Raw genomic sequence first — 26,546 nt, forward strand, 5'->3', positions numbered from 1 at the left:
GGGCCCCCGCCCCGCCCCCCGCCCCCCCCCCCCCCCCCCCCCCCCCCCCCCCCCCCCCCCCCCCCCCCCCCCCCCCCCCCCCCCCCCCCCCCCCCCCCCCCCCCCCCCCCCCCCCCCCCCACCGCGGTACAGCGGTCCCGAGGGTCAGTCCGCGGGGGCGGCCAGGACGACGTCGACGGTCAGCGGGCCCTCGCCGGCGACGACGGTCAGCGAGGCGATCCGCCCGGCCGACACCAGGTCGTCCCGCGCGGCCTCCACCAGCGGCACCTGGACCTCCGGTGCGGTCACCGTCGCGGACTCGACGTCGGCCCGCATCGACTGCTTGGCCTCCGACTTGGCCTTGCGCACGGCGGCCAGTGCCTCGGCGGCCACCTCGACGACCGCCGGGTCCCCGCCGCCGGGCAGCTCGTCGGCGGCCGGCCACGGCGCCCGGTGCACCGAGCCGGCCTGCCACCAGGACCAGACCTCCTCGGTGACGAACGGCAGCACCGGCGCGAACAGCCGCAGCTGCACCGACAGCGCGAGCGCCAGCGCGGCCTGGGCGGAGCGGGCGGCGTCGTCCGAGCCGTAGGCGCGGGACTTCACCAGCTCCACGTAGTCGTCGCAGAAGGTCCAGAAGAAGGACTCGGTGACCTCGAGCGCGCGGGTGTAGTTGTAGGCATCCATCGCCGCGGTCGCCTCGTCGACGACGTCGGCCAGCCGGCGCAGCAGGCCGAGGTCGATCGGCTCGGTGACCTGGCCGGCGGACAGGTGCGCGGTGACGCCGAGCCCCAGCACGAACTTGCCGACGTTGAGGATCTTCATGGCCAGCCGGCGGCCGACCTTCATCTGCGCCTCGTCGAACGGCGAGTCCGCGCCCGGCCGGGCGCCGGCGGCGCGCCAGCGGACGGCGTCGGTGCCGTAGCGCTCGAGCACGTCGATCGGCGTGACGACGTTGCCCTTCGACTTCGACATCTTCTTGCGGTCGGGGTCGACGACGAACCCGGAGATCGTGGCGTGCGTCCACGGCACCGCGCCGAACTCGAAGTGCGAGCGGACGACGGTGGAGAACAGCCAGGTGCGGATGATGTCGTGCGCCTGCGGCCGCTGGTCCATCGGGAAGACGTGCGCGAACAGCTCCGGGTCGGTGTCCCAGCCCGAGGCCACCTGCGGCGACAGCGACGACGTCGCCCAGGTGTCCATGACGTCGGGGTCGGCCATGAACCCGCCCGGGACGCCGCGCTGCGACTCGTCGAAGCCCGGCGGCACGTCCGAGGACGGGTCGACCGGCAGCGACGCCTCGTCGGCCAGGATCGGCTCGTCGTAGACCGGGTCGCCGGAGGCGTCGAGCCGGTACCAGACCGGGAACGGGACGCCGAAGAACCGCTGCCGGCTGATCAGCCAGTCGCCGTTGAGGCCCTCGACCCAGTTCTCGTAGCGGTGCCGCATGTGCTCGGGCACCCAGGTGATCTCCCGGCCGCGGGCGACCAGGGCGTCCCGGAGGGAGGCGTCCCGCCCGCCGTTGCGGATGTACCACTGCCGCGTGGTGACGATCTCCAGCGGCCGGTCGCCCTTCTCGAAGAACTTGACCGGGTGGGTGATCGCCGTCGGCTCGCCCTGCAGGTCGCCGGACTCGCGCAGCATCTCCACGATCCGCTGCTGGGCGCTGAACGGCGTCTTGCCGGCGAGCTCGGCGTAGACGTCGGCGGGCACGCCGTCCGGGGCGTCGGCGACGAAGCGGCCGTCCCAGCCGACCACCGCGCGGGTGGGCAGCTGCAGCTCGCGCCACCAGGTGACGTCGTTGAGGTCGCCGAAGGTGCAGATCATCGCGATGCCCGAGCCCTTGTCCGGCTCGGCGAGGCGGTGGGCGACCACCGGCACCTCGACGTCGAACAGCGGCGTGCGCACCGTCCGGCCGAACAGGTCCTGGTAGCGCTCGTCGTCGGGGTGGGCGACCAGCGCGACGCACGCGGGCAGCAGCTCCGGCCGGGTGGTCTCGATGAGGACCGGGCCGTCCTCGGAGTGGAACGAGATCCGGTGGTAGGCGCCGGGGCGCTCGCGGTCCTCGAGCTCGGCCTGCGCGACGGCGGTGCGGAAGCTGACGTCCCAGAGGGTCGGCGCCTCCTGGGCGTAGGCCTCGCCGCGGGCCAGGTTGTGCAGGAACATCCGCTGCGCGGTGGCCCGCGAGGTCTCCGAGATGGTCCGGTAGACGTTCGACCAGTCCACCGACAGCCCGACCCGGCGCCACAGCTGCTCGTAGGCGTGCTCGTCCTCCTCCGTCAGCTGCATGCACAGCTCGACGAAGTTGCGCCGGCTGACCGGCACCTGGTCCTTGCCCGGCTTCGCCGGCGGCTCGAACGACGGGTCGTAGGGGAGCGAGGGGTCGCAGCGGACGCCGTAGTAGTTCTGCACCCGCCGCTCGGTCGGCAGCCCGTTGTCGTCCCAGCCCATCGGGTAGAAGACGTGCTTGCCGCGCATGCGCTGGTAGCGGGCGACGATGTCGGTGTGGGTGTAGCTGAACACGTGGCCCACGTGCAGCGACCCGCTGGCGGTCGGCGGCGGGGTGTCGATCGAGTACGTCTGCTCGCGCGGCGCGGCGAGGGCGGCGGCGCGGTCGAAGGCGTAGGTGTCCTGCTCGGCCCAGCGGGCGACCCAGGTGTCCTCGAGTCCGTCGAGGCTCGGCTTCTCGGGTACCCCGGCCCCGGCTCCCGGGGTGGTGCTGACCGGGGTGAGGGGATCGGCGACCATGCCCCCATCCTAGGAAGTGCGCGGCTGGCATCCTGGGGAGGATGAGCAGCAGTCCCGAGGCCGAGCTGGCCCGCGTCGAGAAGGAGCTGCTGGCGCGCTGGCCGGAGACCCGGCTGGAGCCCTCCCTGGGCCGCATCGCCGCCCTGGTCGACCTGCTGGGCAGCCCGCACCGGGCCTACCCGGTCGTGCAGGTCGCCGGCACCAACGGCAAGACGACGACGTCGCGCATGGTCGACGAGCTGCTGCGCCGGTTCGGCCTGCGCGTGGGCCGGTTCACCAGCCCGCACCTGCAGTCGGTGCGCGAGCGGATCGTGCTCGACGGCGAGCCGGTGAGCGCCGAGCGGTTCGTCGAGACCTACGACGACGTCGCGCCCTACGTGCAGATGGTCGATGCCGCCGGCGAGCACCCGATGAGCTTCTTCGAGGTGGTGGTCGGGATGGCGTACGCGCTGTTCGCCGAGGCGCCGGTCGACGTCGCGGTCGTCGAGGTCGGCATGGGCGGCACGTGGGACGCCACCAACGTCGCCGACGCGCGGGTCGCCGTCGTCACGCCGGTGGCCCTGGACCACGCCGAGTACCTCGGTCCCGACGTCGCCACGATCGCCGGCGAGAAGGCCGGGATCATCAAGCCCGACGCGATCGCCGTCCTCGCCCACCAGCAGCCCGGGGCGCTGGACGCGCTGGTCCGCCGCGCGGTCGAGGTCGAGGCCGTGGTGGCGCGCGAGGGCACCGAGTTCGGCGTGCTGGACCGGCGGGTCGCCGTCGGCGGGCAGCAGCTGCGGCTGCAGGGCCTGGGCGGGGAGTACGACGAGGTCTACCTCCCGCTGTTCGGCGCGCACCAGGCGCAGAACGCGGCCACCGCGCTGGCCGCCGTCGAGGCGTTCCTCGGCGCCGGCGCGGCCACCGGGACGGTCGACGTCGAGACGGTGCGTGCGGCCTTCGCCGCCGTCCGCTCGCCCGGCCGGCTCGAGCGGGTGCGCACCAGCCCGACGGTGCTGGTCGACGCCGCGCACAACCCCGCCGGGATGGCCGCGACCGTCGAGGCGATCCGGGAGTCCTTCGACTTCACCCGGCTGGTCGGGGTGATCGGCGCGGTGCACGGCAAGGACGTCGAGGGGATGCTGCGCGAGCTGGAGACCGTCTGCGCGGAGCTGGTCGTGACGCAGAACGGCTCGCCGCGGGCGATCCCGGCCGACGAGCTCGGCGCGCTCGCCGTCGACGTGTTCGGCGCCGACCGGGTGAGCGTCTCCCCGCGGCTGCCCGAGGCGCTCACCGAGGCGATCGAGCTGGCCGAGGCCGGGCCCGACGACGCCCTCGGCGGCTCCGGCGTGCTGGTCACCGGCAGCGTGGTCACCGCCGGTGAGGCCCGCACGGTCCTGGGCGGGACGCCGTGACCGCGCCCGACCCGGTCCGGGCCGGCCGGGCGCTGCGCGGGGCGGCCGCGGCGGTGCTGCTGCTCGAGGGCATCGCGGTGCTGTTCGTCCCGCGGGCGATCGCGCAGACCGCGGCGGGCCTCGGCGGCACGCGGCTGACGATCCTGCTCGTGCTCGCCGTCGTCCTCGTGCTGGCCAGCGGGGTCCAGCGGCGGCCGCGCGGCCTGGAGATCGGCACCGCGCTGCAGGTCCCGCTGCTGCTCACCGGCCTCATCGACGCGTCGATGTGGTTCGTCGGCGGCGTGTTCGTGCTGATCTGGCTGTACCTGCTGCAGATCCGCAAGGAGCTGCTCGGCTCGCCGTTCCGCGAGCCGGCCGCCCCCTCCGGGGACGACGCCCCGCCCGCCTGATCAGGCCGCGTCGGCCTGCCCGTCGAGCCGCCGGCGCAGGCCGGCGACGTCGGCGCCGGCGCGGGCCAGCGCCGCGGACACCGCGGGGTCGCCGACCTCGAGCACCCCGGCGAGCAGGTGCCGGCCGTCGATGACCCGGTCGCCCCGCGCGAGCGCCGCGCGCAGCGCCTCCTGCAGCGCCGTGCGGCTGCCCCGGGCGAAGCGCAGGTGCCCCCGCCGGCGGCCCCGGGCCCCGCGGTCGAGCGCACCCGGGCCGAACGCCGCCTCGGCGGCCGCCCGCACCCGGTCCAGGTCGATGCCCAGCGCGGCCAGCGCGTCGGCGTCGAGCGCGCCGCCCCCGGGGGAGGTCAGGCCCGCGCGGAGGTCGGTCACGTGCACGCCCGCGGCGGCCAGCAGCGGGCCGGCCGGGCCGGGCGCGGCGGCGAGGGCGACCAGCAGGTGCACCGGGTCGACGCTGTCGGCGCCGGCGGTGCGGGCCTCCTCCTGCGCCAGGACCACGACCGTGCGTGCCTCGGCGGCGAACCGTTCGAACACCTCAGGACTCCTTCCACGTCGTCCCGGACGACCGGGCGTGCTTCTTGTGCACCGCCTGCCGCGTGACGCCGAGCGCGTCGGCGACCTGCTGCCACGACCAGCCGCGACGGCGGGCGGCGGCGACCTGCAGGACCTCGAGCCGGTCGGCCAGGTCCCGCAGCGCGCGGACCCCGCGCAGGCCGACGGCGGGGTCGTCGCTGGTGGCGGCGGTGAGCGTCTCGTCCGAGGTCCGGCTGGTCACGGTGTCAACCATGGTTGACGGGACGGCGGATGTCAACCCCGGTTGACGGACGGCGACCCGTAGGCTGCCTCCCCGTGACTGATCGCACCCTGGTCCTCGTCAAGCCCGACGGCGTCGCCCGCGGCCTGGTCGGAGAGGTCGTCTCGCGGCTGGAGGCCAAGGGCCTGCGCCTGGTCGCCGCCGAGCTGCGCATACTCACCCGGGAGGTCGCCGAGGAGCACTACGGCGAGCACCGCGAGAAGCCGTTCTTCGGCTCGCTGGTCGAGTTCATCACCGGCGGCCCGCTGCTCGCCCTCGTCGTCGAGGGGCCGCGCGCGGTCGAGGCGTTCCGCGCGCTGGCCGGCGCCACCGACCCGGTGAAGGCCGCACCCGGCACGATCCGCGGCGACTTCGCCCTCGAGGTGCAGTCGAACATCGTGCACGGCTCGGACTCCGACGAGTCCGCCGCCCGCGAGATCGGGCTGTTCTTCCCGGACCTCGCGGCGTAATCGGCTCGACCCGGCCCCCGGGGCCGGGGTCAGCATGGGGGACATGGTGGAGTCGCTGGTCCGGGCCCGGGGCCTGGTGAAGCGCTTCGGCGAGCACACCGCCGTCGACGGCATCGACGTCGACATCGCGCCCGGGGAGGCCTTCGGCTTCCTCGGGCCCAACGGCGCCGGCAAGAGCACGACCATGCGCATGGTCGGGGCGGTGTCGCCGCCGACGGCGGGGGAGCTGCGGATCCTCGGCATGGACCCCGCCGTCGACGGCCCGGCGATCCGCGCCCGCCTCGGCGTCGTCCCGCAGACCGACAACCTCGACCTCGAGCTCACCGTCGAGGAGAACCTGCTGGTCTACGGCCGGTACTTCGGGTTGCCGCGGGCGCTGGTGCGGGAGCGGGCCGCCGAGCTGCTGGACTTCGTGCAGCTCACCGACCGGGCGCGGGACCGGGTCGAGCCGCTGTCGGGCGGGATGAAGCGGCGGGTCACCATCGCCCGCGCGCTGGTCAACGACCCCGACGTCGTCCTGCTCGACGAGCCCACCACCGGGCTGGACCCGCAGGCCCGGCACGTGCTGTGGGAACGGCTGTACCGGCTCAAGCAGCGCGGGGTCACCCTCGTGCTCACCACGCACTACATGGACGAGGCCGAGCAGCTGTGCGACCGGCTGGTCGTCATGGACCGCGGCCGGATCGCGGCCGAGGGCTCCCCGGCGCAGCTGATCGCCACCTGGTCCACCCGCGAGGTCTGCGAGCTGCGCTTCCCGCTGACCGAGGGCGGCGCCGGGCCGGCCGCGCACGCCGACGCGCTGACGCCGCTGGTGCACCGCGGCGTCGTCGAGCGGGTCGAGGTGCTGCCCGACCGGCTGCTGCTCTACGCCGCCGACGGCGACGCCGCGCTGACCGAGGTGCTCGCGCTCGGGCTGCGGCCGCTGTCGTCGCTGGTCCGGCGCAGCTCGCTGGAGGACGTGTTCCTGCGGCTCACCGGCCGGACGCTGGTCGACTGACGTGGTCCCGTCCCCGGCCGCCCGTTCCTTCCTGGCCCAGCGACTGACCGCGCACCGGCACTTCTGGCGCAGCAGCGCGATCGGCAGCGTGCTGGAGCCGGTGCTGTTCCTCGCCGCGATGGGCCTGACCCTCGGCACGCTGGTCGACCGCGGGCCCGGCGTCCCCGGCGGGGTGGGCTACCTGGCCTTCCTCGCCCCCGGCCTGCTGGTCGCCGCGGCCATGCAGACGGCGACCGGCGAGTCGACCTACCCGGTCCTCGGGGCGCTCAAGTGGGACCGGCTCTACGAGGCGGTGCTCGCCACCCCCGCCCGCCCGGCCGACGTCCTCACCGGCCACCTGCTCTACGTCGCCTTCCGCGTGACGACGTCGGCCGCGGCGTTCCTCGTCGTGCTCGTGCTGTTCGGCGCCGCGGAGAGCCCGCTGGTGGTCCTCGCGCTGCCGGTCGCGTTGCTCACCGGCCTGGCCTTCGCCGCGCCGGTCACCGCCATGGCCGCCCGGCTGGAGGAGGACGCCGCCTTCGCCGCGCTGCAGCGGTTCCTCATCGTGCCGATGTTCCTGTTCAGCGGGACGTTCTTCCCCGTCACGCAGCTGCCGGCGGCGCTGGAGTGGTTCGCCTACGCCACCCCGCTGTGGCACGGCGTCGCGCTGGCCCGCGACCTGGCCCTCGGGACGGCGGAGGCGGGGCCCGCGCTGCTGCACGTCGGCTACCTGGCGCTGTGGGTCACCGCCGGTGCCTGGCTGGCGGCCCGGGCGCTGCAGCGGCGGCTGGTCCGGTGACCGGCGTCCCCGCGCCGGTGCGCCCGGCGTCGCTGCTGCTGCGGGTCGTGCCGCTGTACCCGCTGTCCGGGCGGCGCGCCGGGCAGCTGGTGTACCGGAACCTCCTGGTCGCCCGGCGCAGCTGGCTGGTGTTCGTCTCCGGGTTCGCCGAGCCGTTCTTCTACCTGTTCTCGATCGGCGTCGGCATCGGCGGGCTGGTCGGCGACGTCGTCACCGACACCGGCACCGCGCTGACCTACCAGGAGTTCGTCGCCCCGGCACTGCTCGCCTCGGCCGCGATGAACGGCGCGGTCTACGACGCCGTCTTCAACCTGTTCTTCAAGCTTCGCTACGCCAAGCTCTACGACGCCGTCCTGGCCACGCCGGTCTCGGCCGCCGACGCCGCGGTGGGGGAGACGGTGTGGGCGCTGCTGCGCGGCGCCGTCTACTCCGCGGCGTTCCTGGTGGTCATGCTCGCGATGGGCCTGGTCGGCTCGTGGTGGGCGCTGCTCGCCCTGCCCGCGGCGGTGCTCATCGGCTTCGCCTTCGCCGCCGTCGGGCTGGCCGCGAGCACGTTCCTGCGCGGCTGGCAGGACTTCGAGTTCGTCCAGGTCGTGATCCTGCCGCTGTTCCTGTTCTCCACGACCTTCTACCCGCTGTCGACCTACCCGCGGCCGCTGCAGGTCGTCGTCGAGTGCACGCCGCTCTACCACGGCATCGAGCTGGTCCGCGGGCTGGTGACCGGCGACGTCCGGTGGGGGCTGCTGGTCTCGGTCGCCTACCTCGCGGTGATGGGCGTGGCGGGCCTCGCGGTGGGCGCCCGCCGGCTGGCGGGCCTGCTGCTGCGTTAGGCCGCGCCGAGCAGGGGGCGCCCGGCGCGGACCAGCCGCTCGACGGTGTCGGCGGGCACCGGGGAGCCGAACAGGTGGCCCTGCGCGGCGTCGCAGCCCAGCGACCGCAGCGCGGCCAGCTGCGCGGGCTGCTCGACGCCCTCGGCCACCACCTGCAGGCCCAGGCTGTTGCCCAGCGCGATGACCGCGTCGGCGACCGAGCCGGCCGCGGCGCCGGCGGCCAGCAGCGCCACCGACGACGGGTCGATCTTCAGCCGGTCCAGCGGCAGGTCCTGCAGCCGGGACAGCGAGGACGCGCCGGTGCCGAAGTCGTCGATGGCCACGTGCACGCCCAGCGCCCGCACCTCGCGGATCCCGGCCGCGGCGTCGGGGCCGGCGGCCACCGCCTCCGGGACCTCGATCTCCAGCCGGCCGGGGTCCACGCCGGCGTCCCGGGCGGCCGCGGCGATGCTGACCGCGAGGTCGCCGGTGGCCAGCCGGCGCGGGGAGACGTTGACCGCCACCCGCAGCGGGGGCAGGCCGGCGTCGTCCCACGCGCGCAGCTGGGCGCAGGCCTGGCCGATCACCCAGTCGTCGATCACGTCGATGACGCCGCTGGCCTCGGCGACCGGGATGAACCCGGCCGGCTCCACCAGCCCGCGGGTGTGCGACTGCCACCGGGCCAGCGCCTCCACGCCGGTGACCGCCCCGCTGCGCAGGTCCACCTGCGGCTGGTAGAGCACCCGCAGCTCGCTGGAGTCGACGGCGGCGCGCAGGTCGCGGACCAGCTCGTCCTGCGCGGCGACCTCCTCGCGCATGCCGCGCTCGAACACCCGCACCCGGTTCTTCCCGCCGGACTTGGCCACGTACATGGCGAGGTCGGCGTCGCGGAGCAGGTCGTCCATGCCGCGGCGGTCGGCGGCGTCGGTGAAGGTGACGCCGACGCTGCCTCCGACGGTGAACTCCTCGCCGCCCCACCCGACCGGGCGGCGCAGCGCGCCCAGCAGCCGCTCGGCGACCTGGACGACGTCGCGGCGCCCCTCGACGTCCTCCATGAGCACCACGAACTCGTCGCCGCCGAGGCGGGCGACGGTGTCGGCCGGCCGCACGGAGGCCTCCAGCCGGCGGGCGACCGCGACGAGGACGGCGTCCCCGGCCTCGTGCCCGGCGACGTCGTTGACCGCCTTGAAGTCGTCGAGGTCCAGCAGCAGGACCGCGTGCCGGCGGGCGCGGCGGTCGGCGAGGGCGTGCTCGAGCCGGTCCTGCATGAGCGCCCGGTTCGCCAGGCCCGTGAGCGGGTCGTGCAGCGCCATCCGGGCCAGCTCGCCGGCCTGCCGCTCGAGCTGGCGGGCGGCGGCGCGGGCCTCGGCCTCCTCGCGCTTGCGGCCGGTGATGTCCCGGGTGATCCCGGCGATGCCGGTCGGGGTGCCGTCCTCGTCGCGGATGAGGGAGAAGGTGACCAGGGCGTCGAAGGCGGAGCCGTCCCGCCGGCGGTGCCGCCGCTCGTGGCTGCCGGGCGGCAGCCGGGTCAGGTCCGCGGGGAGCGGGGCTCCGGCGGACAGCATCGACGCGTGCCGGCCCAGGGCCTCCGCGGCGGTCCAGCCGTAGAGCCGCTCCGCGCCGGGGTTCCAGCTGGTGATCCGGCCGTCGGGGGTCGTCGTCACGACGGCGTCGTCGGTGGTCTGGACGACGGCGGCCAGGCGGGCCAGCTCGTCGCGCTGGGCGCGCAGCGCGGCGGTGCGCTCGGCGACCAGCTGCTCGACGTGCTCGCGCCGGTCGTCGAAGCGCCGCCAGGCCAGCAGGCACGCCCAGCTCTCCAGCAGCACGAGGGCCGCGTGGAGGGCCGCCATGGGCAGCGCCGCGACGGAGTGGGCGAACACCGCGTGCGGCCACAGCGTGCCCAGCACGAGGTGGTGGACGGCCACGAACCCGACCGCGAGCAGGAACGGCGCCCGCGCGGCGTAGAGGGCGGCGAGCGGGAGCAGCGCGAAGAACAGGAAGTGCGCCTCGGTGGCGCCGTCGGACAGCCACACGCCCAGGGCCGCGGCGGTCATCAGCCCGAGGGCGGCGGCCGCGGCGCGGGTGTTGCGGCCCAGCCCCGGCGCCCAGGCCAGCGCGGTCAGCAGGGCCAGGGGAGCGGCGTGCAGCACCGCGGAGACGACGCCGCCCCCGCGGACCAGCGCGTAGACCGGGACCGCGGCGACCAGGACCAGCAGCGTCCGGAGGACGAGCAGGTGGTGCGCCGCCCACTGCTCCGCCGGCATCGCCCGGCCTCGGGGCAACGAGAGCATCGCCCGGCCTCGGGGCAACGAGAGCATCGCCCGGCCTCGGGGCAACGAGAGCATCGCCCGGCCTCGGGGCAACGAGAGCATCGCCCGGCCCCTGGGGAGCGGCATCGAGAACCGGCCGGAGGGTCGGGTCGGGGAGACGCCGTCGGCGTCGCGCAGTGCACCGGTGCTCCCGGCCGGCCGGACCATGCTCCTCCTCGAAGCCGCCCTGCTGGTCACCGTCAGTTTAGGTGTGATGACGCTGCGGCGCCGGTCGACAGCGGGACCGGGCCTCCCAGGGGAGCCGTCTACCCTGGACGGGTCATGAGCGGAGAGAGCCTCTACCCCCGTCTCGAGCCCCTGCTGGCCCAGGTGCAGAAGCCCATCCAGTACGTGGGCGGCGAGCTGAACGCGCAGGTCAAGGCCTGGGACGACGTCGCCGTGCACTGGGCGCTGATGTACCCGGACGCCTACGAGGTGGGGCTGCCCAACCAGGGCCTCATGATCCTCTACGAGGTGCTCAACGAGCGCCCCGACGCCCTCGCCGAGCGCACCTACGCCGTCTGGCCCGACCTCGCCGCGCTCATGCGCGAGCACGGCGTCGGCCAGTTCACCGTCGACGCCCACCGCCCGGTGCGTGACTTCGACGTCCTCGGGGTCAGCTTCGCCACCGAGCTGGGCTACACGAACCTGCTCGAGGCCCTCGACCTCGCCGGGATCCCGCTGCACGCGGCCGACCGCGACGAGACGCACCCCGTCGTCGTCGCCGGCGGGCACGCGGCGTTCAACCCCGAGCCGATCGCCGACTTCGTCGACTGCGCCGTCCTCGGTGACGGCGAGCAGGTCGTCGGCGACGTCACCGACGTCGTGGAGGCGTGGAAGGCGCAGGGCCGCCCCGGCGGCCGCGAGGAGCTGCTGGCCCGGCTGGCCCGCGTCGACGGCGTCTACGTGCCGCGCTTCTACTCCGTCTCCTACGGCCCCGACGGGGCGATCGCCGCGGTGACCCGCACCCGCGACGACGTCCCGGCCCGGGTCGGCAAGCGCACCGTCATGGACCTCGACGAGTGGCCCTACCCGAAGACGCCGCTGGTGCCGCTGGCCGAGAGCGTCCACGAGCGGATGAGCGTCGAGATCTTCCGCGGCTGCACCCGCGGCTGCCGGTTCTGCCAGGCCGGGATGATCACCCGCCCGGTGCGCGAGCGGACGATCACCGGCATCGGCTCGATGGTCGACCAGGGGCTGCGCGCGACCGGCTACGAAGAGGTCGGGCTGCTGTCGCTGTCCAGCGCCGACCACTCCGAGATCGGCCAGGTCGCCAAGGAGCTCGCCGACCGCTACGAGGGCACCAACACCGGGCTGTCGCTGCCGAGCACGCGCGTCGACGCCTTCAACGTCACCCTCGCCAACGAGCTGTCCCGCAACGGCCGCCGGTCGGGGCTGACGTTCGCGCCCGAGGGCGGCAGCGAGCGGATCCGCCGCGTGATCAACAAGACCGTGTCCAAGGAGGACCTCGTCGCCACGGTCACCACCGCCTACGCCAACGGCTGGCAGCAGGTGAAGCTCTACTTCATGTGCGGGCTCCCGACGGAGACCGACGAGGACGTGCTGGAGATCGCCGAGCTGGCCGTGGAGGTCATCCGGGCCGGCCGCGAGGCCAGCGGCCGCAAGGACATCCGCTGCACGGTGTCCATCGGCGGGTTCGTGCCCAAGCCGCACACGCCGTTCCAGTGGGCCGGGCAGGCCAGCGCCGACACCATCGACCACCGCCTGAGGGTCCTGCGGCAGGCGATCAACGCCGACCGCCGGATCGGCCGCTCCATCGGCCTGCGCTACCACGACGGCGAGCCCGGCGTGATCGAGGGCCTGCTGTCCCGCGGCGACCGCCGGGTGGGCCGGGTGATCGAGCGGGTGTGGCGCGAGGGCGGCCGGTTCGACGGCTGGAGCGAGCACTTCTCCTACGAGCGCTGGACGGCCGCGGCCGCCGCGGAGCTCACCCCGCTCGGCGTCGACCTGGACTGGTTCACCACCCGCGAGCGCACCCAGGACGAGGTCCTGCCCTGGGACCACCTGGACTCCGGGCTGGACAAGGAGTGGCTCTGGGACGACTGGCAGGACGCGCTGTCGGAGGAGGAGGTCGCCGACTGCCGGTGGACCCCCTGCTACGACTGCGGGGTCTGCCCGACCAACGGCACCGAGATCCAGATCGGTCCCACCGGCCGCAGCCTGCTCCCGCTCACCGTCGTCGGCCGCTGACCGTGGCCCGCACCCCGGAGGGCCCGCCCCCGCCGCCGACCGTCCAGCGGCTGCGGCTGCGCTACGCCAAGCGCGGCCCGCTGCGCTTCGCCTCCCACCGCGACCTCGCGCGGGCGCTGGAGCGGGCGCTGCGCCGCGCGCGGGTGCCGATGGCCTACTCCGCCGGCTTCACCCCGCACCCGAAGATCAGCTACGTGGGCGCGGCGCCGACCGGGGCGGCCAGCGAGGCCGAGTACCTGGAGATCGGCCTGGCCGAGCGGCGCGACCCCGAGGAGGTCCGGGCCGCGCTGGACGCGTCGCTGCCCCCGGGCATCGACGTCCTCGAGTGCGTCGAGGCCGCCGAGGGCCGGGGCTCGCTGGCCGACCGGATCGACGCCGCGCGGTGGCGCGTCGACCTGCCCGGCGTCGAGCCCGCGACCCTCGCCGCGGCGGTCGACGCGTTCCTCGCCCGGGAGGAGGTGCTCGTCGCCAAACGCACCAAGAACGGCCTCCGCGACGTCGATGCGCGCGGCCCCGTCGCGTCCGCGTCCGCGAGCGGGGAGGCAGGTTGTGCCATACTGCACCTGGTCGTCCGGCAGGTGACGCCCGCCGTTCGACCCGACGACGTGGTGGCCGCTCTCGCCGCCGTCGCCGACCTGCGCCCGCCGTCGCCCCCCCGGGCCGTGCGTGAGGCGCAGGGCCGGCTCGACGGCAGCGGGACCGTGGCCGATCCGCTCGGTCCCGACCGAGCGGCGCGCACCCGCTGCCAGGGGGAGCACGCCGCCGTCTGACCGGGCGACCCGGGAGCCACCGCGACGTCGAGCGACACGGCTGCCAGACGTGCCGCCCCGGACCGGCACCACCCGAGACCATCGGCACCACCGCTCCACCAGCAGTGCGGCCCCGGCCGCGGCGACCGCCGCGCGGGACCGACCACAGACTTCGCGAGCCGGGCTCGCCGCCGCACCCCGAGCGGCCGCCCGGCCCGCCCAACCCGTGCTCCTGCGCGGCCGCCCGTCCCCGGTGGGGACCGGCGCCCGGGAGCACCACACAGGAGGCGAGCCCTCGTGGCCGACCAGGACAGCGACACCCCGACCACCGACACCGGTAGCAGCCCCGCTCCCGCCCTCCCGCCCGGCGACGCGCCGGTCGCGGAGGTGCTGAGCGGGGAGGCGGCGACCGGCGGGATCCCGGACGAGGAGCCGGCCGAGACCGCCGCGGCCGAGCCGCCGGCGGAGGCCGACCCCGAGCCCACCCCGGAGCCCGAGCCGCCCCCGGCGCTGGAGGAGGAGCCGGAGGACGAGCCGGACCGGTCGCCGTTCGGCGCCCAGTTCAGCTCGCCCGAGCCCACCGCGGTCATCGCCCGGCCCCGCCGCCGCGCCACCCGCCCGGCGGCCGCGCCCGAGCCCGCCGCCTGGACCCCGCCCCCGCCGGCCGCCGCCCCGGTGGCGCCGGCCTTCGTGAGCTTCGTGGCCCCCGAGGCCGAGCCGGCGCCGACCCCGCGCCGGCGCAGCCGCCGGCCCCTGCCCGAGTCGCCCGACGTCGAGGACGTCGCGGCGCCGGCCGAGGACGACGAGGAGACCCCGGCGCCGCGCTCGCGCCGCAGCCGCTCGCGCCGCCGCGGCGGGGCCGCCGAGGAGCAGCCCGCCGACGAGCGGGCCGCCGTCGAGGCCGCCGACGACACGGACGAGGACACGGCCGAGGACGCCGACCGCGACGAGGCCGACCGCGACGAGGCCGACCGCGACGAGGCCGACCGCGAGGACGGCGACCGCGACGAGACCGCCGGCGGCAGCCGGCGCCGCCGTCGGGGCCGCCGCGGCCGCGGCCGGGGCCGCAGCGGGGACGAGTCCGCGGACGCCGACACCGACGAGGACGCCGCCGAGCGAGTCTCCGACGACGAGGACGCCGAGGACGAGGACACCGACGCCGAGGCGGTCGAGGACGCCGAGGGCGAGGACGCCGAGGGCACGTCGACCACCCGGCGGCGCCGCCGGCGCCGCCGCCGCGGCGGGGACGGCGAGGCGTCCGCGGCCGAGGACGACGACGACCGCCCCGAGCGCGCCGGCCGCAACGGCCGCAGCACCAGCGACGACGACGTCCGCGGCGTCACCGGCTCCACCCGGCTGGAGGCCAAGCGCCAGCGCCGCCGCGAGGGCCGGGACAGCGGCCGCCGCCGCGCGCCGATCCTCACCGAGGCCGAGTTCCTCGCCCGCCGCGAGGCGGTGGAGCGCCGGATGGTGATCCGCCAGCGCGGCGAGCGCACCCAGATCGCCGTCCTCGAGGACGGCGTGCTCGTCGAGCACTACGTCACCCAGGCGCAGGCGACGTCGTTCGCGGGGAACGTCTACCTCGGCCGGGTGCAGAACGTGCTGCCCAGCATGGAGGCCGCCTTCGTCGACATCGGCAAGGGCCGCAACGCCGTCCTGTACGCCGGCGAGGTCAACTGGGACGCCGCCGGGCTCAGCGGCAAGCAGCGCTCGATCGAGCAGGCGCTCAAGTCCGGCGACAAGGTCCTGGTGCAGGTCACCAAGGACCCGATCGGCCACAAGGGGGCCCGGCTGACCCAGCAGGTCAACCTGCCCGGCCGGTTCCTGGTCTACGTGCCCGGCGGGTCGATGACCGGGATCAGCCGCAAGCTGCCCGACACCGAGCGGCAGCGGCTCAAGGACATCCTCAAGAAGATCGTCCCCGACGACGCCGGCGTGATCATCCGGACCGCCGCGGAGGGCGCCTCGGAGGAGGAGCTCACCCGCGACGTCGCCCGGCTGCAGGCGCAGTGGGACGTCATCAGGCAGAAGTCCGAGTCCTCGAACAACGCGCCGGCGCTGCTCTACGGCGAGCCCGACCTCGCCATCCGCGTCATCCGCGACGTCTTCAACGAGGACTTCAGCGAGCTCGTCGTCCAGGGCGACGACGCGTGGGACACCGTCGAGGCCTACGTCGCGCACGTCTCCCCGGAGCTCACCGGGCGGCTGACCCGGCACACCGGCGAGGGCGACGTCTTCCGCGACCTGCGCATCGACGAGCAGCTGGCCAAGGCGCTCGACCGCAAGGTGTGGCTGCCCTCGGGCGGCTCGCTGGTCATCGACCGCACCGAGGCGATGACGGTCATCGACGTCAACACCGGCAAGTTCACCGGGTCCGGCGGCAACCTCGAGCAGACCGTCACGCGCAACAACATGGAGGCGGCCGAGGAGATCGTCCGCCAGCTCCGGCTGCGCGACGTCGGCGGCATCATCGTCATCGACTTCATCGACATGGTGCTCGAGAGCAACCGCGACCTGGTGCTGCGGCGGCTGACCGAGTGCCTGGGCCGCGACCGCACCAAGCACCAGGTCGCCGAGGTGACCTCGCTGGGCCTGGTGCAGATGACCCGCAAGCGCGTGGGCCAGGGCCTGCTCGAGGTGTTCTCCGAGCCGTGCGAGCACTGCCGCGGCCGCGGCGTCCTCGTGCACGCCGACCCGGTCGACGACCGCCGCCGCGGCGGCAACGGCTCCGGCGGGCACGGCCCGGGCTCCGGCAACGGTGGCCGGCGCGACCAGGGCGGCCGCAAGGACGCCGAGCGCACCGAGCGGAAGGACGCCGAGCGGAAGGACGCCGACCGCAAGGACGCCGAGCGCAAGGACGCCGAGCGGACCGAGGCCGAGGCCGCGGCCCCCGAGGCCGGGCCCGACACCGCCGAGAACGGCGAGGGGCAGCGGTCCGGCGGCGGGCGGCGCAACCGGGGCCGGCGCAACCGTGGCCAGGCCGGTGAGGAGCGCGCCGCCGAGGACGCCGCGGTGCTCGCCGCAGCCTCACGCGACGTGCCCGCCGACGCCGGGACCTCCGGGGAAGCCGTCGTGGAGGAGGCCCCTGAGGTCGAGGTCACGGCCGCCGTCGGCGCCGAAGTCCCGGGCGCCGAGGTGACCGAGCCGGAGGAGACGGTCCGGCCCGAGGCGGCGGAGCCGGAGGACGTGGAGCCGGAGGACGTGGAGCCGGAGGACGTGGAGCCGGAGGACGTGGAGCCGGAGGACGCGGGGGAGGCCCCGCTGGCCGACCCGGGCCTGCTGGTCACCGACGCCGCCGTCCCGGCGGACGCCGCCGCGGAGCCGCAGGGCTCGGGCGAGGAGGAGGCGGTCCCCGCGGGCGCCGGTCCCGACGACCCGGCCCCGGCCGCGGACCCGCAGGCCCCCGACGGCGCGGCCCCGATCCCGGACGCCCCGGCGGCCGCGGCCCAGCCGCCGGTGGCCGACGACGGCACCGGGGCGGCGGTGGGCGGGGGCCGTCCGCGCCGGCGTCGCGCCGCCAGCCGCCCGGCCGGGCCGCCGGCCAGCTAGACCCTCCGGGCAGCCGGGGCCGCGTTCGACCCGGTCCCGGCTGCTCGGGTACGCTGGTCGGGTTGCACCGCCCCGGACCGGGTCTCCCGGTCCCGCGCAGGCGGAGCGGCCCGTCCAGCACCCGGCGCCCGCCGCCGGGGTGCGCCCAGGACGCAGCGCGGGACAGACAGCAGCGATCGAGGAGTTCAGTGGTGTACGCAGTCGTGAAGGCCGGGGGCCGGCAGCACAAGGTGGCCGTGGGCGACCGGTTCACGGTCAACCGTCTCGTGGGTGAGGCGGGCGACACCGTCACCCTCCCGGCCCTGCTCCTGGTCGACGGCGAGACCGTCACCAGTGACGCGCAGGCGCTGGCCGGGGTGACCGTGACCGGCGAGATCGTCGGCCACGGCAAGGGCCCGAAGATCCGCATCCACAAGTTCAAGAACAAGACGGGCTACCACAAGCGTCAGGGCCACCGTCAGCCGCTGACCGACGTGGTCGTCCGCGACATCACGAAGGGCTGACGACGACATGGCACACAAGAAGGGCGCCTCGTCCTCCCGCAACGGCCGCGACTCGAACGCCCAGCGCCTCGGCGTCAAGCGCTTCGGCGGCCAGGTCGTCAAGGCCGGCGAGATCATCGTGCGCCAGCGTGGCACCCACTTCCACCCGGGCCTGGGCGTCGGCCGCGGCGGCGACGACACGCTGTTCGCGCTGACCCCCGGTGCGGTCACCTTCGGCACCAGCCGTGGCCGCAAGACCGTCTCGATCACGACGGTCGACGCCTGAGCCTCGGGCTCGGACGCACCAGACACGTACCGCCACGAGCGCACGGGCCGGCCGGCCCGTGCGCTCGTCGTCGTTGAGCGAGCAGTGAGCAGGTAGAGCAGAGATGGCCGCGTTCGTCGACCGCGTCGTCGTGCACGTCGCCGCGGGCAACGGCGGTCACGGCGTCGCGTCCGTGCACCGCGAGAAGTACAAGCCCCTCGGTGGCCCCGACGGCGGCAACGGAGGGGACGGCGGCGACGTCGTCCTCGAGGTGGACCCGCAGGTCCACACGCTCCTCGACTTCCACCACCGCCCTCACCAGAAGGCCGGCAACGGCCGGCCCGGCGCCGGCAGCAACCGGCACGGCGCCCACGGCGAGGACCGCGTGCTACGCGTCCCCGAGGGCACCGTCGTCAGCGTCGGTGGCGAGGTGGTCGCCGATCTCATGGGTGCGGGCACCCGGGTCGTGCTCGCGCACGGCGGCAAGGGCGGGCTGGGCAACGCCGCGCTTGCCAACCCGCGGCGCAAGGCCCCCGGCTTCGCGCTGCTCGGCGAGCCGGGGGAGGGCTTCGACGCCGTCCTCGAGCTGAAGAGCGTCGCCGACGTCGGGCTGGTCGGGTTCCCCTCGGCGGGCAAGTCCTCGCTGATCGCGGCGATGTCCGCGGCCCGGCCCAAGATCGCCGACTACCCGTTCACCACGCTGGTGCCCAACCTCGGCGTCGTCCGCGCCGGCGACACCGTGTTCACGATGGCCGACGTGCCCGGGTTGATCCCGGGCGCGGCCACCGGCAAGGGCCTGGGCCTGCAGTTCCTCCGCCACGTCGAGCGCTGTGCGGTGCTCGTGCACGTGATCGACATGGCGACGCTCGAGCCCGGCCGCGACCCGGAGAGCGACATCGACGCGCTCGAGCACGAGCTCGCCGAGTACGGGGGCGACGAGCTGGACCTGGTGGGCCGGCTGCGGTTCGCCGTCCTCAACAAGATCGACGTGCCGGACGGCCGCGAGCTGGTCGACCTCGTCCGCCCGGCGCTGGAGGAGCGCGGGCTGCGGGTGTTCCCGGTCAGCGCCGCGACGGGGGAGGGGCTGGACGGGCTCGGCTACGCGCTGGGCGCCGCCGTCGAGCAGTACCGGGCCGCGCTGCCGGCGCCCGAGCCCGTCCGGATCACGCTGACCCCGCGCGCCGTCGACGACTCCGGGTTCACCGTCGCCTTCGACGCCGACGACGAGGCCTACGTCGTCCGAGGTGTGAAGCCCGAGCGCTGGGTGCGGCAGACCGACTTCACCAACGACGAGGCGGTCGGCTACCTCGCCGACCGGCTCAACCGGCTCGGCGTCGAGGACGAGCTGGTGAAGCTCGGGGCGCAGGAGGGCGACACCGTCGTCATCGGCGACGTCGCGTTCGACTTCGCGCCCAGCCTGCCGGCCGGCACGCCGCTGGCCGAGGAGACCGCGGGCCTGGGCGGCCGGGGCACCGACAACCGCATCGACGCGCCGCACCGCGTGCGCGCCGCCGAGCGGCTGGCCGCCAAGAAGGCCCGCCGGGTGCCCTACGAGCTCACCGAGACGTGGACCGACGAGGACCTGCCCGACGAGGACCTGCCCGACGACGACCTGCCCGGAGGGGACGAGGAGTGACCGCCCGTCCGCAGGTCGCCGGTGCGCCGCGCGTCGTCGTCAAGGTCGGCTCCTCGTCGCTGACCACGCTGCCCGGCGGGCTGGACGCCGGCCGGCTCGCCGCGCTGGTCGACGTCCTCGCCGCGGTGCGGGCGCAGGGCCGCGAGGTGGTGCTGGTGTCCTCCGGCGCGATCGCGGCGGGCCTGGCGCCGCTCGGCGTCGAGGGCCGGCCGCGGGACCTCGCGACGGCGCAGGCGGCGGCCAGCGTCGGGCAGCTGCGGCTGGTGCAGACCTACGCCGACGCCTTCGACCGGCACGGCGTCACCGTCGGGCAGGTGCTGCTGACCGCCGACGACCTCACCCGCCGCGGGCACTACCGCAACGCCCGGCAGACGCTGGAGCGGCTGCTCACCCTCGGCGTGATCCCGATCGTCAACGAGAACGACACCGTCGCCACCGACGAGATCCGCTTCGGCGACAACGACCGGCTCGCCGCCCTGGTGGCGCACGTGGCCGCCGCCGACGCGCTGGTGCTGCTGTCCGACGTCGACGGCGTCTACGACGGCGACCCGCGCATCGGCCCGGCGCAGCTGCTCGACACCGTCCGCGGTCCCGCCGACCTCGCCGCGGTCACCCTCGGCACCGCCCGGCGCAACGGCGTCGGCACCGGCGGCATGGCCACCAAGGTCGAGGCGGCGCTCATCGCCTCGGGCGCGGGCGTGCCGGTCGTGGTCACGTCGACGCCGCAGGCCGCGGCCGCACTGGCCGGCGAGCGGGTCGGCACGCTGTTCGAGCCCTCGGGCCGCCGGCCCTCGGGCCGGCAGTTCTGGCTGCGCTACGCCAGCCGGCCGCGCGGGCGGCTGCTGCTCGACGACGGCGCGGTGCGCGCGGTCCGCGAGCGGCACGCCTCGCTGCTGGCCGCCGGGGTCACCGGCGTCGACGGCGACTTCCTGGCCGACGACCCGGTGGAGCTCGTCGGGCCCGACGGCACCGTGGTCGCCCGCGGGCTGGTCGCCTACGACGCCCGGGAGATGCCGGCGCTGCTCGGCCGCCGCACCGGGGACCTCGAGCCGGAGTACCGGCGCGAGGTCGTGCACCGCGACGAGATGGTGCTGGTCGGGCGTCCGCGGACGGCTGCGAGACTGCCTCGGTGACGATCCGCCCGATCCGCGAGCTCGGTGACCCGGTGCTCCGCACGCCCGCCGACGAGGTGCGGGCCTTCGACAGGGAACTGGCCGCCCTGGTGCGCGACCTCGAGGAGACCGTCGACCACCCCGGCCGCGCCGGGCTGGCCGCCCCGCAGATCGGGGTGAGCGCCCGGGTGTTCAGCTACAACGTCGACGGCGAGATCGGCCACCTGGTGAACCCGCGGGTGGTGGAGCTGTCGGGGGAGACCCAGGACGGCGACGAGGGCTGCCTGTCCATCCCGGGGCTGTGGGCGCCCACGGTGCGGGCGGTGTCCGCCGTCGTCGAGGGCTTCGACGTGCACGGGGAGCCGCTGCGGCTGTCGGGCACCGGTCTCATGGCCCGCTGCCTGCAGCACGAGGTGGACCACCTCGACGGGAAGGTGTTCCTCGACCGGCTCACCGGCGAGGCCCGGAAGGCGGCCCTCCGCGCGCTGCGCGACCGCTGACCGGGCCCTACCGTCGGGTCCCGTGACCGACCTCGCCACCCGCGCCCGGACGCTCCTCGACCTGCACACCGCCCCGGAGATCCTGGTCCTCACCAACGTGTGGGACGTCGTCTCCGCGCAGGTGGTGGCCGCCACCGACGGCGTGCGGGCCCTGGCCACCGCCAGCCACGGCATCGCCTCGACCTTCGGCTACCCGGACGGCGAGAACATCCCGCTCGACCTGCACCTGGACATGGTCGGCCGGATCACCGCCGCCGTGGACCTGCCGGTGAGCATGGACATGGAGGCCGGCTACGGCGACGCCGGCGAGACCGCCCGCCGCGCCATCGAGAAGGGCGTCGTCGGCGGCAACCTCGAGGACCAGATGAAGCCGCTCGACGAGGCCGTGGCCGCCGTCGAGGCGGTGGTGCGGGCCGGCCGGGACGCCGGCATCGAGTTCGTCCTCAACGCGCGCACCGACGCCTTCGTCCGCGCCGCCAAGGGTGCCGACCGCGGCGAGCTGGTCGCCGAGGCGATCCGCCGCGGGCAGGCCTACCTGGAGGCCGGTGCCCCGGTCGTGTTCGTGCCCGGGCTGATCAAGCGCGAGGAGATCGAGACGGTCGTCGAGGGTCTGGGCCGCAACAAGCTGACGGTGATCAGCGTGCCCGGCCGGTCGCTTCCGGCCCGCGAGATGCAGGAGCTCGGCGTCGCCCGCGTCTCCACCGGCCCGTTCACCCAGCGGGTCGCGTTGACCGCACTGCAGGACGCCGTCGTCGACATGGTCGGTGGCGGCGTCCTGCCGCCCGGCACCCGCGCTCTGAACTAGGCCGGTGGGTCACCGGCCGGCGGGGAGCGCCACCCCGCCGGCCGGGACCACCAGGCCGCGGACGTCGAAGCGGGTCACGAGCTCGGGCGGGTGCGGCCGCCCGGCCAGGACCTCGTCGACCAGCGGCCCGATGACCTCGCGGCCGTAGCGGTCGTACTGCTCGCGGGAGTCCCACACCTCGACCACCCGCAACCCGTCGGCGGTCGCCCAGGCCAGGTGGACCAGCCGGCCGTCGAACTCCCCGCCGGTGCGCTCCAGCAGCAGCCGGTGCACGGCGTCGTACAGCTCCACCAGGTCGTACGGCTGCTCCACGGGTGCGGACACGTCCTCGAACACCGCCCACATCACCGGGTCCTCCTCCCCGACGGGCCGGATGCCGGTGTCAGACCGCGACGCCGGCCCGCGGCAGCACGAGGCCGCGGACCTCGAACTCCGTGTCCACCGAGGCGGGGGGCGCCTGGCCCCGCAGGACCTCGGCGAACACCGGCCCGACCACCTCACGGTTCCCGCGCTCGTAGGCCTCCCGCGACTCCCACACCCCGATCACCTGGAACCCGTCCGCGGTGGGCCGGGCCAGGTGCAGCAGCAGCCCGTCGAGGGCCGGGCCGATCCGCTCGACCCGCTCGAGCATCGCCGCGTGCACGGCGTCGTAGAGCTCGACCGGTGCGGACACGTCCGTGATCACGCCCAGGGTCATCTCGTCCTCCTCGACTCCTGCCGGCGACCGTCCGCCGCCGGCAGCCGTTGCAGGCCCTCTCCGGTGAGCCGGTGCACCGTGGCGGTGCGCCCGGTGATGAGCAGGAGCAGGTCGCCGGTCGTGCCCTCGACCGAAGCGCCCTCGCCGAGCACGAGGTCGCTGTCGGTGGCCCGCAGCCGCAGTCCGGCCAACCGCCTGCGCACCCCGAACGGGAAGCTCATGTCGTAGGCCCGTCTGGCCGACACGGCCGCGGGGGCCGGTGGGATGGGCCGCTCACGGCCCAGCGGCAGGGCGATGTCCTGACCGTGCACGAGGACGTCGGTGAGCGGCTCGATGGGGGAGATGAACGGCGCCCGCTTCCGCGAGCCGACCATCGCCCGGATCCGCCGGCCGTACTCGTCGTCGGGCAGCGGGCCGACGCGCAGCGCCGTGTCCCGGATGATCCGGTTGAAGCTGCCGCCCGCCCGGATCGCCGGGCCGACCGCGTACCGGAGTCCCATCTGCGCCAGCGTCAGGTGCGCCGCGACGTCGCGCACCCGCCAGGCGTCGCACAGCGACGGGGTCTCCCACTCGGCCGGCGACAGGTCGTCGAGCAGGTCGGCCAGGCTCAGGCGCTGGGCGTCGATGGTGCGCCACACGTCGTCGAGGTCCACGACGGCCCCCTTGGTGTTGGTAAGATGGTCTGACCATTCAGTCAGATCGTCTGACCAACGTCAAGGGGGATCGTGAGCGTTCGCGACGAGGTCCGGCGGGACGGGGACCGCCGGGACCACGAGGAGCAGGGGCACCAGAACCTGGCCCTGCTGTGCTTCTACCCGCACCGGGCGATGGAGGCCCGGCTGCTCGCGACGCTGGCGGCCGAGGGGCACGACGACATCACGCTCGCCCAGGGGCGCATCGCCGCCCGGATCGGCCCCGCCGGCACCCGGCTGACCGACCTGGCCGCGCAGGCGCTGGTCACCAAGCAGACCGCCGGCCACCTCGTCGACCAGCTCGAGCGGGCCGGCTACGTGCGCCGCGTGCCCGACCCCACCGACGCCCGCGCCCGGCTGGTGCAGATCGCCGAGCGGGGTCAGGAGCTGGTGGCGCTCGCCCGCCGGGTCGAGGCCGAGGTGGAGGCCGAGTGGACCGCGTACCTGGGGGAGGAGACCACGGCCCAGCTGCGGGCGGCGCTCACCCGGCTGCGCGAGGTGACCGACCCCTACCGCTGAGCGGCGGTGCAGCTGCCGCAGGTCCCGAAGACCTCCAGCTGGTGCTGCACGTCGGCGAAGCCGTGCTCGGCGGCGACCCTCGCGGCCCAGCGCTCCACCGGCGGGTCGGCGACCTCCACGGTGGTCCCGCAGGAGCGGCAGACCAGGTGGTGGTGGTGCACCGGCGAGCAGTGCCGGTAGGCGGCCTCGCCGTCCTCGCCGCGCAGCACGTCGACCAGGCCGTCGTCGACCAGCGCCTGCAGGGTCCGGTACACGGTGGCCAGGCCGACCGCGTCGCCGCGCTCGCGCAGCAGGGCGTGCAGCTCCTGGGCGGTGCGGAACCCGTCGAGCTCCTCGAGCAGGGCCATGACCGCGGTCCGCTGCCGCGTCTGGCGGCGGACCGGGACCTCGGGCGCGCTCACGGCCGCTCCGTCCCGACCGGCGGCGGGGCGGCGTGCTCGGTGTGCTCGTCGTAGTGCACGCCCGTGCCGGTGCGGTGCGGCGCGTGCAGGTGCCCGTCGTGGTCGTAGTCGACGTGGTCGCCGTGGGGCACCGGGCGGTGCCCGCAGCCGTCCCCGTGCTCGTGCGGGTGCGCGGCGTGCACCTGCACCCGCCGCCCGTGCCGGCGCCGCGCCGTCGCCTCGCGCACCGCCACGACGACCGTGACCAGCAGGAACAGGGCGATGGCCAGCAGCACGATCGTGCCGCCGGAGGGGGTGCCCGTGTAGTACGACGCCGCCGTCCCCGCGACGCTGACCACCACGCCGATCGCGCAGGCCAGGTGCAGGGTGGCGCGGAAGCTGCGCCCGACCAGCTGGGCGACCGCGCTGGGCAGGATCATCAGCGCGCTGATCAGCAGCAGGCCGACCACGCGCATCGACAGCACGACGGTCGAGGCGACCAGCGCGGCGAGCACCACGTTGAGCGGCAGCACCGGCAGGCCGACCGCGCGGGCGTACTCCTCGTCGTCGCTGACCGCGTACAGCCGCCGGCCGAGCAGCCACACGACCGCGAGGACGACGACGGTGATGACGCCGAAGACGGCGACGTCGGCGGTCGTGGTGGTGGTGATCGCGCCGAACAGGTAGGCGTCGAGGTTGGTCGCCTGCCCGCGCGGTGCCAGCGACAGCAGCACCACCCCGCCGGCGATGCCGCCGTAGAACAGCACCGCGAGGGCGACGTCGCCGCTGGTCTTCCCGCGCGCGCGGACCAGCTCGATGAGCACCGCGCCCAGCACGGCGGCGACCAGCGCCGTCCCCACGGGCGCGGTGGAGGTGAGCACCCCGATGCCGACGCCGGTCAGCGCGACGTGCCCGAGGCCGTCGCCGAGCAGCGACAGCCGGCGCTGCACGAGGAAGACGCCGACGGCGGGCGCGGCCAGGCCGACCATCAGCGAGGCCAGCAGCGCCCGCTGCATGAACCCGTACTCGAGCAGCTCCACGTCAGCGGCTCCCGTCGCGCACGCGGACGGCGTCGGGCGCCGGCCGGGGCTGGTCCAGGCGGTAGCCGCGCGCCGCCGGCTCGGCGGTCTCCCCGGGGTGGTGGCAGTCCGGGCCGGCGGGCCCGGCCCCGGCCAGCGGCCCGTCGTAGGTGAGCCGGCCGGAGTCGACGACGACCGCCCGGGACAGCACGCCCGCGAGCGGGCCGGTCTCGTGGGTCACGACGACGAGTGTCGTCCCGGCGGCCGCGACGCGGGCCAGCACCGCGGCCAGCGCGGCCTGGCTGGCGGCGTCGACGCCGGCGGTCGGCTCGTCCATGACCAGCAGCTCCGGCTCGGCGGCCAGCGCGCGGGCCACCAGCACCCGGCGCTGCTGCCCGCCGGAGAGGGAGGCGACCGGGTCCTCGAGCCGGTCGGCGAGGCCCACGGCGTCGACCGCCTCGGCGACGGCGGCGCGGTCGCGCGGGCCGGGCCGGCGGAACAGGCCCAGCCGCGGCAGCCGGCCGACGCCCACCACCTCGCGCACGGTGGCCGGCATCGCGCCGCTGACGGTGTGCCGCTGCGGGACGTAACCCACCCGGCCGCGCTCGCGCAGCCGGCCGACCGGGGCACCGAGCACCTCGACGGTGCCGCCGAGGACGGTGGCCAGGCCGAGCACGCCCCGCATGAGCGTGGTCTTGCCCGAGCCGTTGGAGCCGAGGACCGCGACGGTCTCGCCGCGCCGGACGGTCAGGCCGGCGTCGCGGACGATGGCCACGTCGCCGTAGCCGATCGTGGCGCCGGCCAGCCGGAGCGCGGCGTCGTTCACGCGCAGCCCTGCCCCTCCTGCAGCGTGGCGAGGTCCGCGCGCATGACCGCGAGGTAGTCGTCCCCGGCCGACTCGTCGGTCAGGCCCTCGAGCGGGTCGAGGACGGCGGTCTGCACACCGGCCTCCTCGGCGACGGTCTCGGCCACGGCGGGGTCGACGAGGGTCTCGGTGTAGACGGTCGTCACCCCGCGCTCCCGGACCAGCGTAGAGATCTCGGCCAGCTGCGCCGGGCTGGGCTCGGTCGACGGGCTCAGCCCGCTGACGCCGACCACGTCGAGGCCGTACCGCTCGCCGAGGTAGCCGAACGCGTCGTGGGGGGGGGGGGGGGGGGGGGGGGGGGGGGGGGGGGGGGGGGGGGGGGGGGGGGGGGGGGGGGGGGGGGGGGGGGGGGGGGGGGGGGGGGGGGGGGGGGGGGGGGGGGGGGGGGGGGGGGGGGGG

Annotated in this window: 27 protein-coding genes; 16 read left to right on the forward strand and 11 right to left on the reverse strand. The window is 75.7% G+C overall.

The features are described 5' to 3' along the window. Positions 1–144 precede the first annotated feature (144 nt). A complete protein-coding gene (gene valS, locus ACI798_RS21920) occupies positions 145–2,727 on the reverse strand; it encodes a valine--tRNA ligase (RefSeq protein ID WP_457048945.1) in 2,583 nt (860 codons plus the stop codon). A gap of 41 nt (positions 2,728–2,768) precedes the next feature. On the opposite strand from valS, the gene folC reads away from it, so the two are divergent. Beyond that, entirely contained in the window at positions 2,769–4,121 is a 1,353-nt protein-coding gene (folC, locus tag ACI798_RS21925; RefSeq protein WP_457048946.1) for a bifunctional tetrahydrofolate synthase/dihydrofolate synthase, read from the forward strand. After that, a complete protein-coding gene (locus ACI798_RS21930) occupies positions 4,118–4,510 on the forward strand; it encodes a DUF4233 domain-containing protein (RefSeq protein ID WP_456940726.1) in 393 nt (130 codons plus the stop codon). Before folC ends, ACI798_RS21930 begins: the two co-directional genes overlap by 4 nt. On the opposite strand, the gene ACI798_RS21935 is transcribed toward ACI798_RS21930, so the two are convergent. After that, complete coding sequence (locus ACI798_RS21935; RefSeq protein WP_456940725.1) at positions 4,511–5,044, reverse strand: Clp protease N-terminal domain-containing protein; 534 nt, start codon at positions 5,042–5,044, stop codon at positions 4,511–4,513. Position 5,045: 1 nt separating this feature from the next. After that, positions 5,046–5,285, reverse strand: coding sequence for a helix-turn-helix domain-containing protein (locus tag ACI798_RS21940; RefSeq protein ID WP_456940724.1), 240 nt, complete (start codon positions 5,283–5,285; stop codon positions 5,046–5,048). Positions 5,286–5,359: 74 nt separating this feature from the next. Between ACI798_RS21940 and ndk the strand changes: the two genes are divergently transcribed. Genes ndk through ACI798_RS21960 form a run of 4 tightly spaced genes read left to right on the forward strand, consistent with a single transcriptional unit; the run spans position 5,360 to position 8,378 of the window. Then, positions 5,360–5,773, forward strand: a complete 414-nt coding sequence (gene ndk, locus ACI798_RS21945) for a nucleoside-diphosphate kinase (RefSeq protein ID WP_457048947.1) — start codon at positions 5,360–5,362, stop codon at positions 5,771–5,773. A gap of 43 nt (positions 5,774–5,816) precedes the next feature. After that, positions 5,817–6,770: an ABC transporter ATP-binding protein gene (locus ACI798_RS21950; RefSeq protein WP_457048948.1), complete on the forward strand. Its 954-nt coding sequence runs from the start codon at positions 5,817–5,819 to the stop codon at positions 6,768–6,770. 1 nt (position 6,771) lies between these two features. After that, positions 6,772–7,548, forward strand: coding sequence for an ABC transporter permease (locus ACI798_RS21955; protein WP_456940721.1), 777 nt, complete (start codon positions 6,772–6,774; stop codon positions 7,546–7,548). After that, positions 7,545–8,378, forward strand: a complete 834-nt coding sequence (locus ACI798_RS21960) for an ABC transporter permease (protein ID WP_457048949.1) — start codon at positions 7,545–7,547, stop codon at positions 8,376–8,378. Before ACI798_RS21955 ends, ACI798_RS21960 begins: the two co-directional genes overlap by 4 nt. Here the strand turns inward: ACI798_RS21960 and ACI798_RS21965 are convergent. After that, on the reverse strand, positions 8,375–10,621 hold the full coding sequence (locus ACI798_RS21965) for a putative bifunctional diguanylate cyclase/phosphodiesterase (protein WP_457048950.1): 2,247 nt from the start codon (positions 10,619–10,621) through the stop codon (positions 8,375–8,377). The genes ACI798_RS21960 and ACI798_RS21965 overlap by 4 nt on opposite strands. Before the next feature lie 327 nt (positions 10,622–10,948). Between ACI798_RS21965 and ACI798_RS21970 the strand changes: the two genes are divergently transcribed. From ACI798_RS21970 to ACI798_RS22010, 9 genes are all read left to right on the forward strand, one after another. Then, the gene (locus tag ACI798_RS21970) at positions 10,949–12,877 is read left to right on the forward strand and encodes a TIGR03960 family B12-binding radical SAM protein (RefSeq protein ID WP_457048951.1); all 1,929 of its coding nucleotides are present in this window, start codon (positions 10,949–10,951) and stop codon (positions 12,875–12,877) included. A 2-nt stretch (positions 12,878–12,879) separates the two neighbouring features. Beyond that, positions 12,880–13,647, forward strand: coding sequence for a TIGR03936 family radical SAM-associated protein (locus ACI798_RS21975; protein ID WP_457048952.1), 768 nt, complete (start codon positions 12,880–12,882; stop codon positions 13,645–13,647). Positions 13,648–13,923: 276 nt separating this feature from the next. Then, positions 13,924–17,175, forward strand: a complete 3,252-nt coding sequence (locus ACI798_RS21980; protein WP_457048953.1) for an Rne/Rng family ribonuclease — start codon at positions 13,924–13,926, stop codon at positions 17,173–17,175. A 191-nt stretch (positions 17,176–17,366) separates the two neighbouring features. Beyond that, positions 17,367–17,678, forward strand: coding sequence for a 50S ribosomal protein L21 (gene rplU, locus ACI798_RS21985; RefSeq protein ID WP_091113808.1), 312 nt, complete (start codon positions 17,367–17,369; stop codon positions 17,676–17,678). Positions 17,679–17,685: 7 nt separating this feature from the next. Next, positions 17,686–17,943, forward strand: coding sequence for a 50S ribosomal protein L27 (rpmA, locus tag ACI798_RS21990; protein WP_073419148.1), 258 nt, complete (start codon positions 17,686–17,688; stop codon positions 17,941–17,943). Between the two features lie 103 nt (positions 17,944–18,046). Continuing rightward, positions 18,047–19,558, forward strand: a complete 1,512-nt coding sequence (gene obgE / locus ACI798_RS21995; RefSeq protein WP_456940715.1) for a GTPase ObgE — start codon at positions 18,047–18,049, stop codon at positions 19,556–19,558. After that, a complete protein-coding gene (proB, locus tag ACI798_RS22000; protein WP_457048954.1) occupies positions 19,555–20,691 on the forward strand; it encodes a glutamate 5-kinase in 1,137 nt (378 codons plus the stop codon). Before obgE ends, proB begins: the two co-directional genes overlap by 4 nt. Further along, positions 20,688–21,170 carry a peptide deformylase gene (gene def / locus ACI798_RS22005; protein ID WP_456940713.1) on the forward strand — a complete coding sequence of 161 codons (483 nt, stop codon included), beginning with the start codon at positions 20,688–20,690 and terminating at the stop codon, positions 21,168–21,170. The genes proB and def overlap by 4 nt, the downstream gene beginning before the upstream one ends. A 22-nt stretch (positions 21,171–21,192) precedes the next feature. Beyond that, a complete protein-coding gene (locus ACI798_RS22010; protein WP_457048955.1) occupies positions 21,193–21,975 on the forward strand; it encodes an isocitrate lyase/PEP mutase family protein in 783 nt (260 codons plus the stop codon). Positions 21,976–21,984: 9 nt separating this feature from the next. On the opposite strand, the gene ACI798_RS22015 is transcribed toward ACI798_RS22010, so the two are convergent. Genes ACI798_RS22015 through ACI798_RS22025 form a run of 3 tightly spaced genes read right to left on the reverse strand, consistent with a single transcriptional unit; the run spans position 21,985 to position 23,325 of the window. Then, positions 21,985–22,323, reverse strand: coding sequence for a hypothetical protein (locus ACI798_RS22015; protein ID WP_457048956.1), 339 nt, complete (start codon positions 22,321–22,323; stop codon positions 21,985–21,987). A 34-nt stretch (positions 22,324–22,357) separates the two neighbouring features. Then, positions 22,358–22,672: a hypothetical protein gene (locus tag ACI798_RS22020; protein WP_456940710.1), complete on the reverse strand. Its 315-nt coding sequence runs from the start codon at positions 22,670–22,672 to the stop codon at positions 22,358–22,360. Beyond that, on the reverse strand, positions 22,669–23,325 hold the full coding sequence (locus ACI798_RS22025) for a maleylpyruvate isomerase family mycothiol-dependent enzyme (RefSeq protein WP_456940709.1): 657 nt from the start codon (positions 23,323–23,325) through the stop codon (positions 22,669–22,671). Before ACI798_RS22025 ends, ACI798_RS22020 begins: the two co-directional genes overlap by 4 nt. A 72-nt stretch (positions 23,326–23,397) precedes the next feature. Here ACI798_RS22025 and ACI798_RS22030 point away from each other — a divergent pair, with 72 nt between their 5' ends. Beyond that, positions 23,398–23,883: a MarR family winged helix-turn-helix transcriptional regulator gene (locus ACI798_RS22030; RefSeq protein WP_456940708.1), complete on the forward strand. Its 486-nt coding sequence runs from the start codon at positions 23,398–23,400 to the stop codon at positions 23,881–23,883. Here ACI798_RS22030 and ACI798_RS22035 read toward each other — a convergent pair. The 4 genes from ACI798_RS22035 to ACI798_RS22050 form a co-directional block, all read right to left on the reverse strand. Then, positions 23,874–24,284, reverse strand: coding sequence for a Fur family transcriptional regulator (locus tag ACI798_RS22035; protein ID WP_456940707.1), 411 nt, complete (start codon positions 24,282–24,284; stop codon positions 23,874–23,876). The genes ACI798_RS22030 and ACI798_RS22035 overlap by 10 nt on opposite strands. Then, positions 24,281–25,303: an iron chelate uptake ABC transporter family permease subunit gene (locus ACI798_RS22040; RefSeq protein ID WP_457048957.1), complete on the reverse strand. Its 1,023-nt coding sequence runs from the start codon at positions 25,301–25,303 to the stop codon at positions 24,281–24,283. The genes ACI798_RS22035 and ACI798_RS22040 overlap by 4 nt, the downstream gene beginning before the upstream one ends. Before the next feature lies 1 nt (position 25,304). After that, positions 25,305–26,108: a metal ABC transporter ATP-binding protein gene (locus ACI798_RS22045; protein ID WP_457048958.1), complete on the reverse strand. Its 804-nt coding sequence runs from the start codon at positions 26,106–26,108 to the stop codon at positions 25,305–25,307. Further along, positions 26,105–26,546, reverse strand: a 442-nt coding sequence (locus ACI798_RS22050; RefSeq protein ID WP_457048959.1) for a metal ABC transporter solute-binding protein, Zn/Mn family, incomplete at its 5' end; no start/stop codon positions are given. The genes ACI798_RS22050 and ACI798_RS22045, both read right to left, overlap by 4 nt.

The organism is Geodermatophilus sp. SYSU D01045 (genome assembly GCF_054050295.1).

Coding starts and splice junctions, on each gene's coding strand:
- valS (WP_457048945.1), bottom strand. CDS start 2,727: ATGGTCGCCGATCCCCTCACCCCGGTCAGCACCACCCCGGGAGCCGGG.
- folC (WP_457048946.1), top strand. CDS start 2,769: ATGAGCAGCAGTCCCGAGGCCGAGCTGGCCCGCGTCGAGAAGGAGCTG.
- ACI798_RS21950 (WP_457048948.1), top strand. CDS start 5,817: ATGGTGGAGTCGCTGGTCCGGGCCCGGGGCCTGGTGAAGCGCTTCGGC.
- ACI798_RS21965 (WP_457048950.1), bottom strand. CDS start 10,621: ATGCCGGCGGAGCAGTGGGCGGCGCACCACCTGCTCGTCCTCCGGACG.
- ACI798_RS21970 (WP_457048951.1), top strand. CDS start 10,949: ATGAGCGGAGAGAGCCTCTACCCCCGTCTCGAGCCCCTGCTGGCCCAG.
- rpmA (WP_073419148.1), top strand. CDS start 17,686: ATGGCACACAAGAAGGGCGCCTCGTCCTCCCGCAACGGCCGCGACTCG.
- obgE (WP_456940715.1), top strand. CDS start 18,047: ATGGCCGCGTTCGTCGACCGCGTCGTCGTGCACGTCGCCGCGGGCAAC.
- ACI798_RS22020 (WP_456940710.1), bottom strand. CDS start 22,672: ATGACCCTGGGCGTGATCACGGACGTGTCCGCACCGGTCGAGCTCTAC.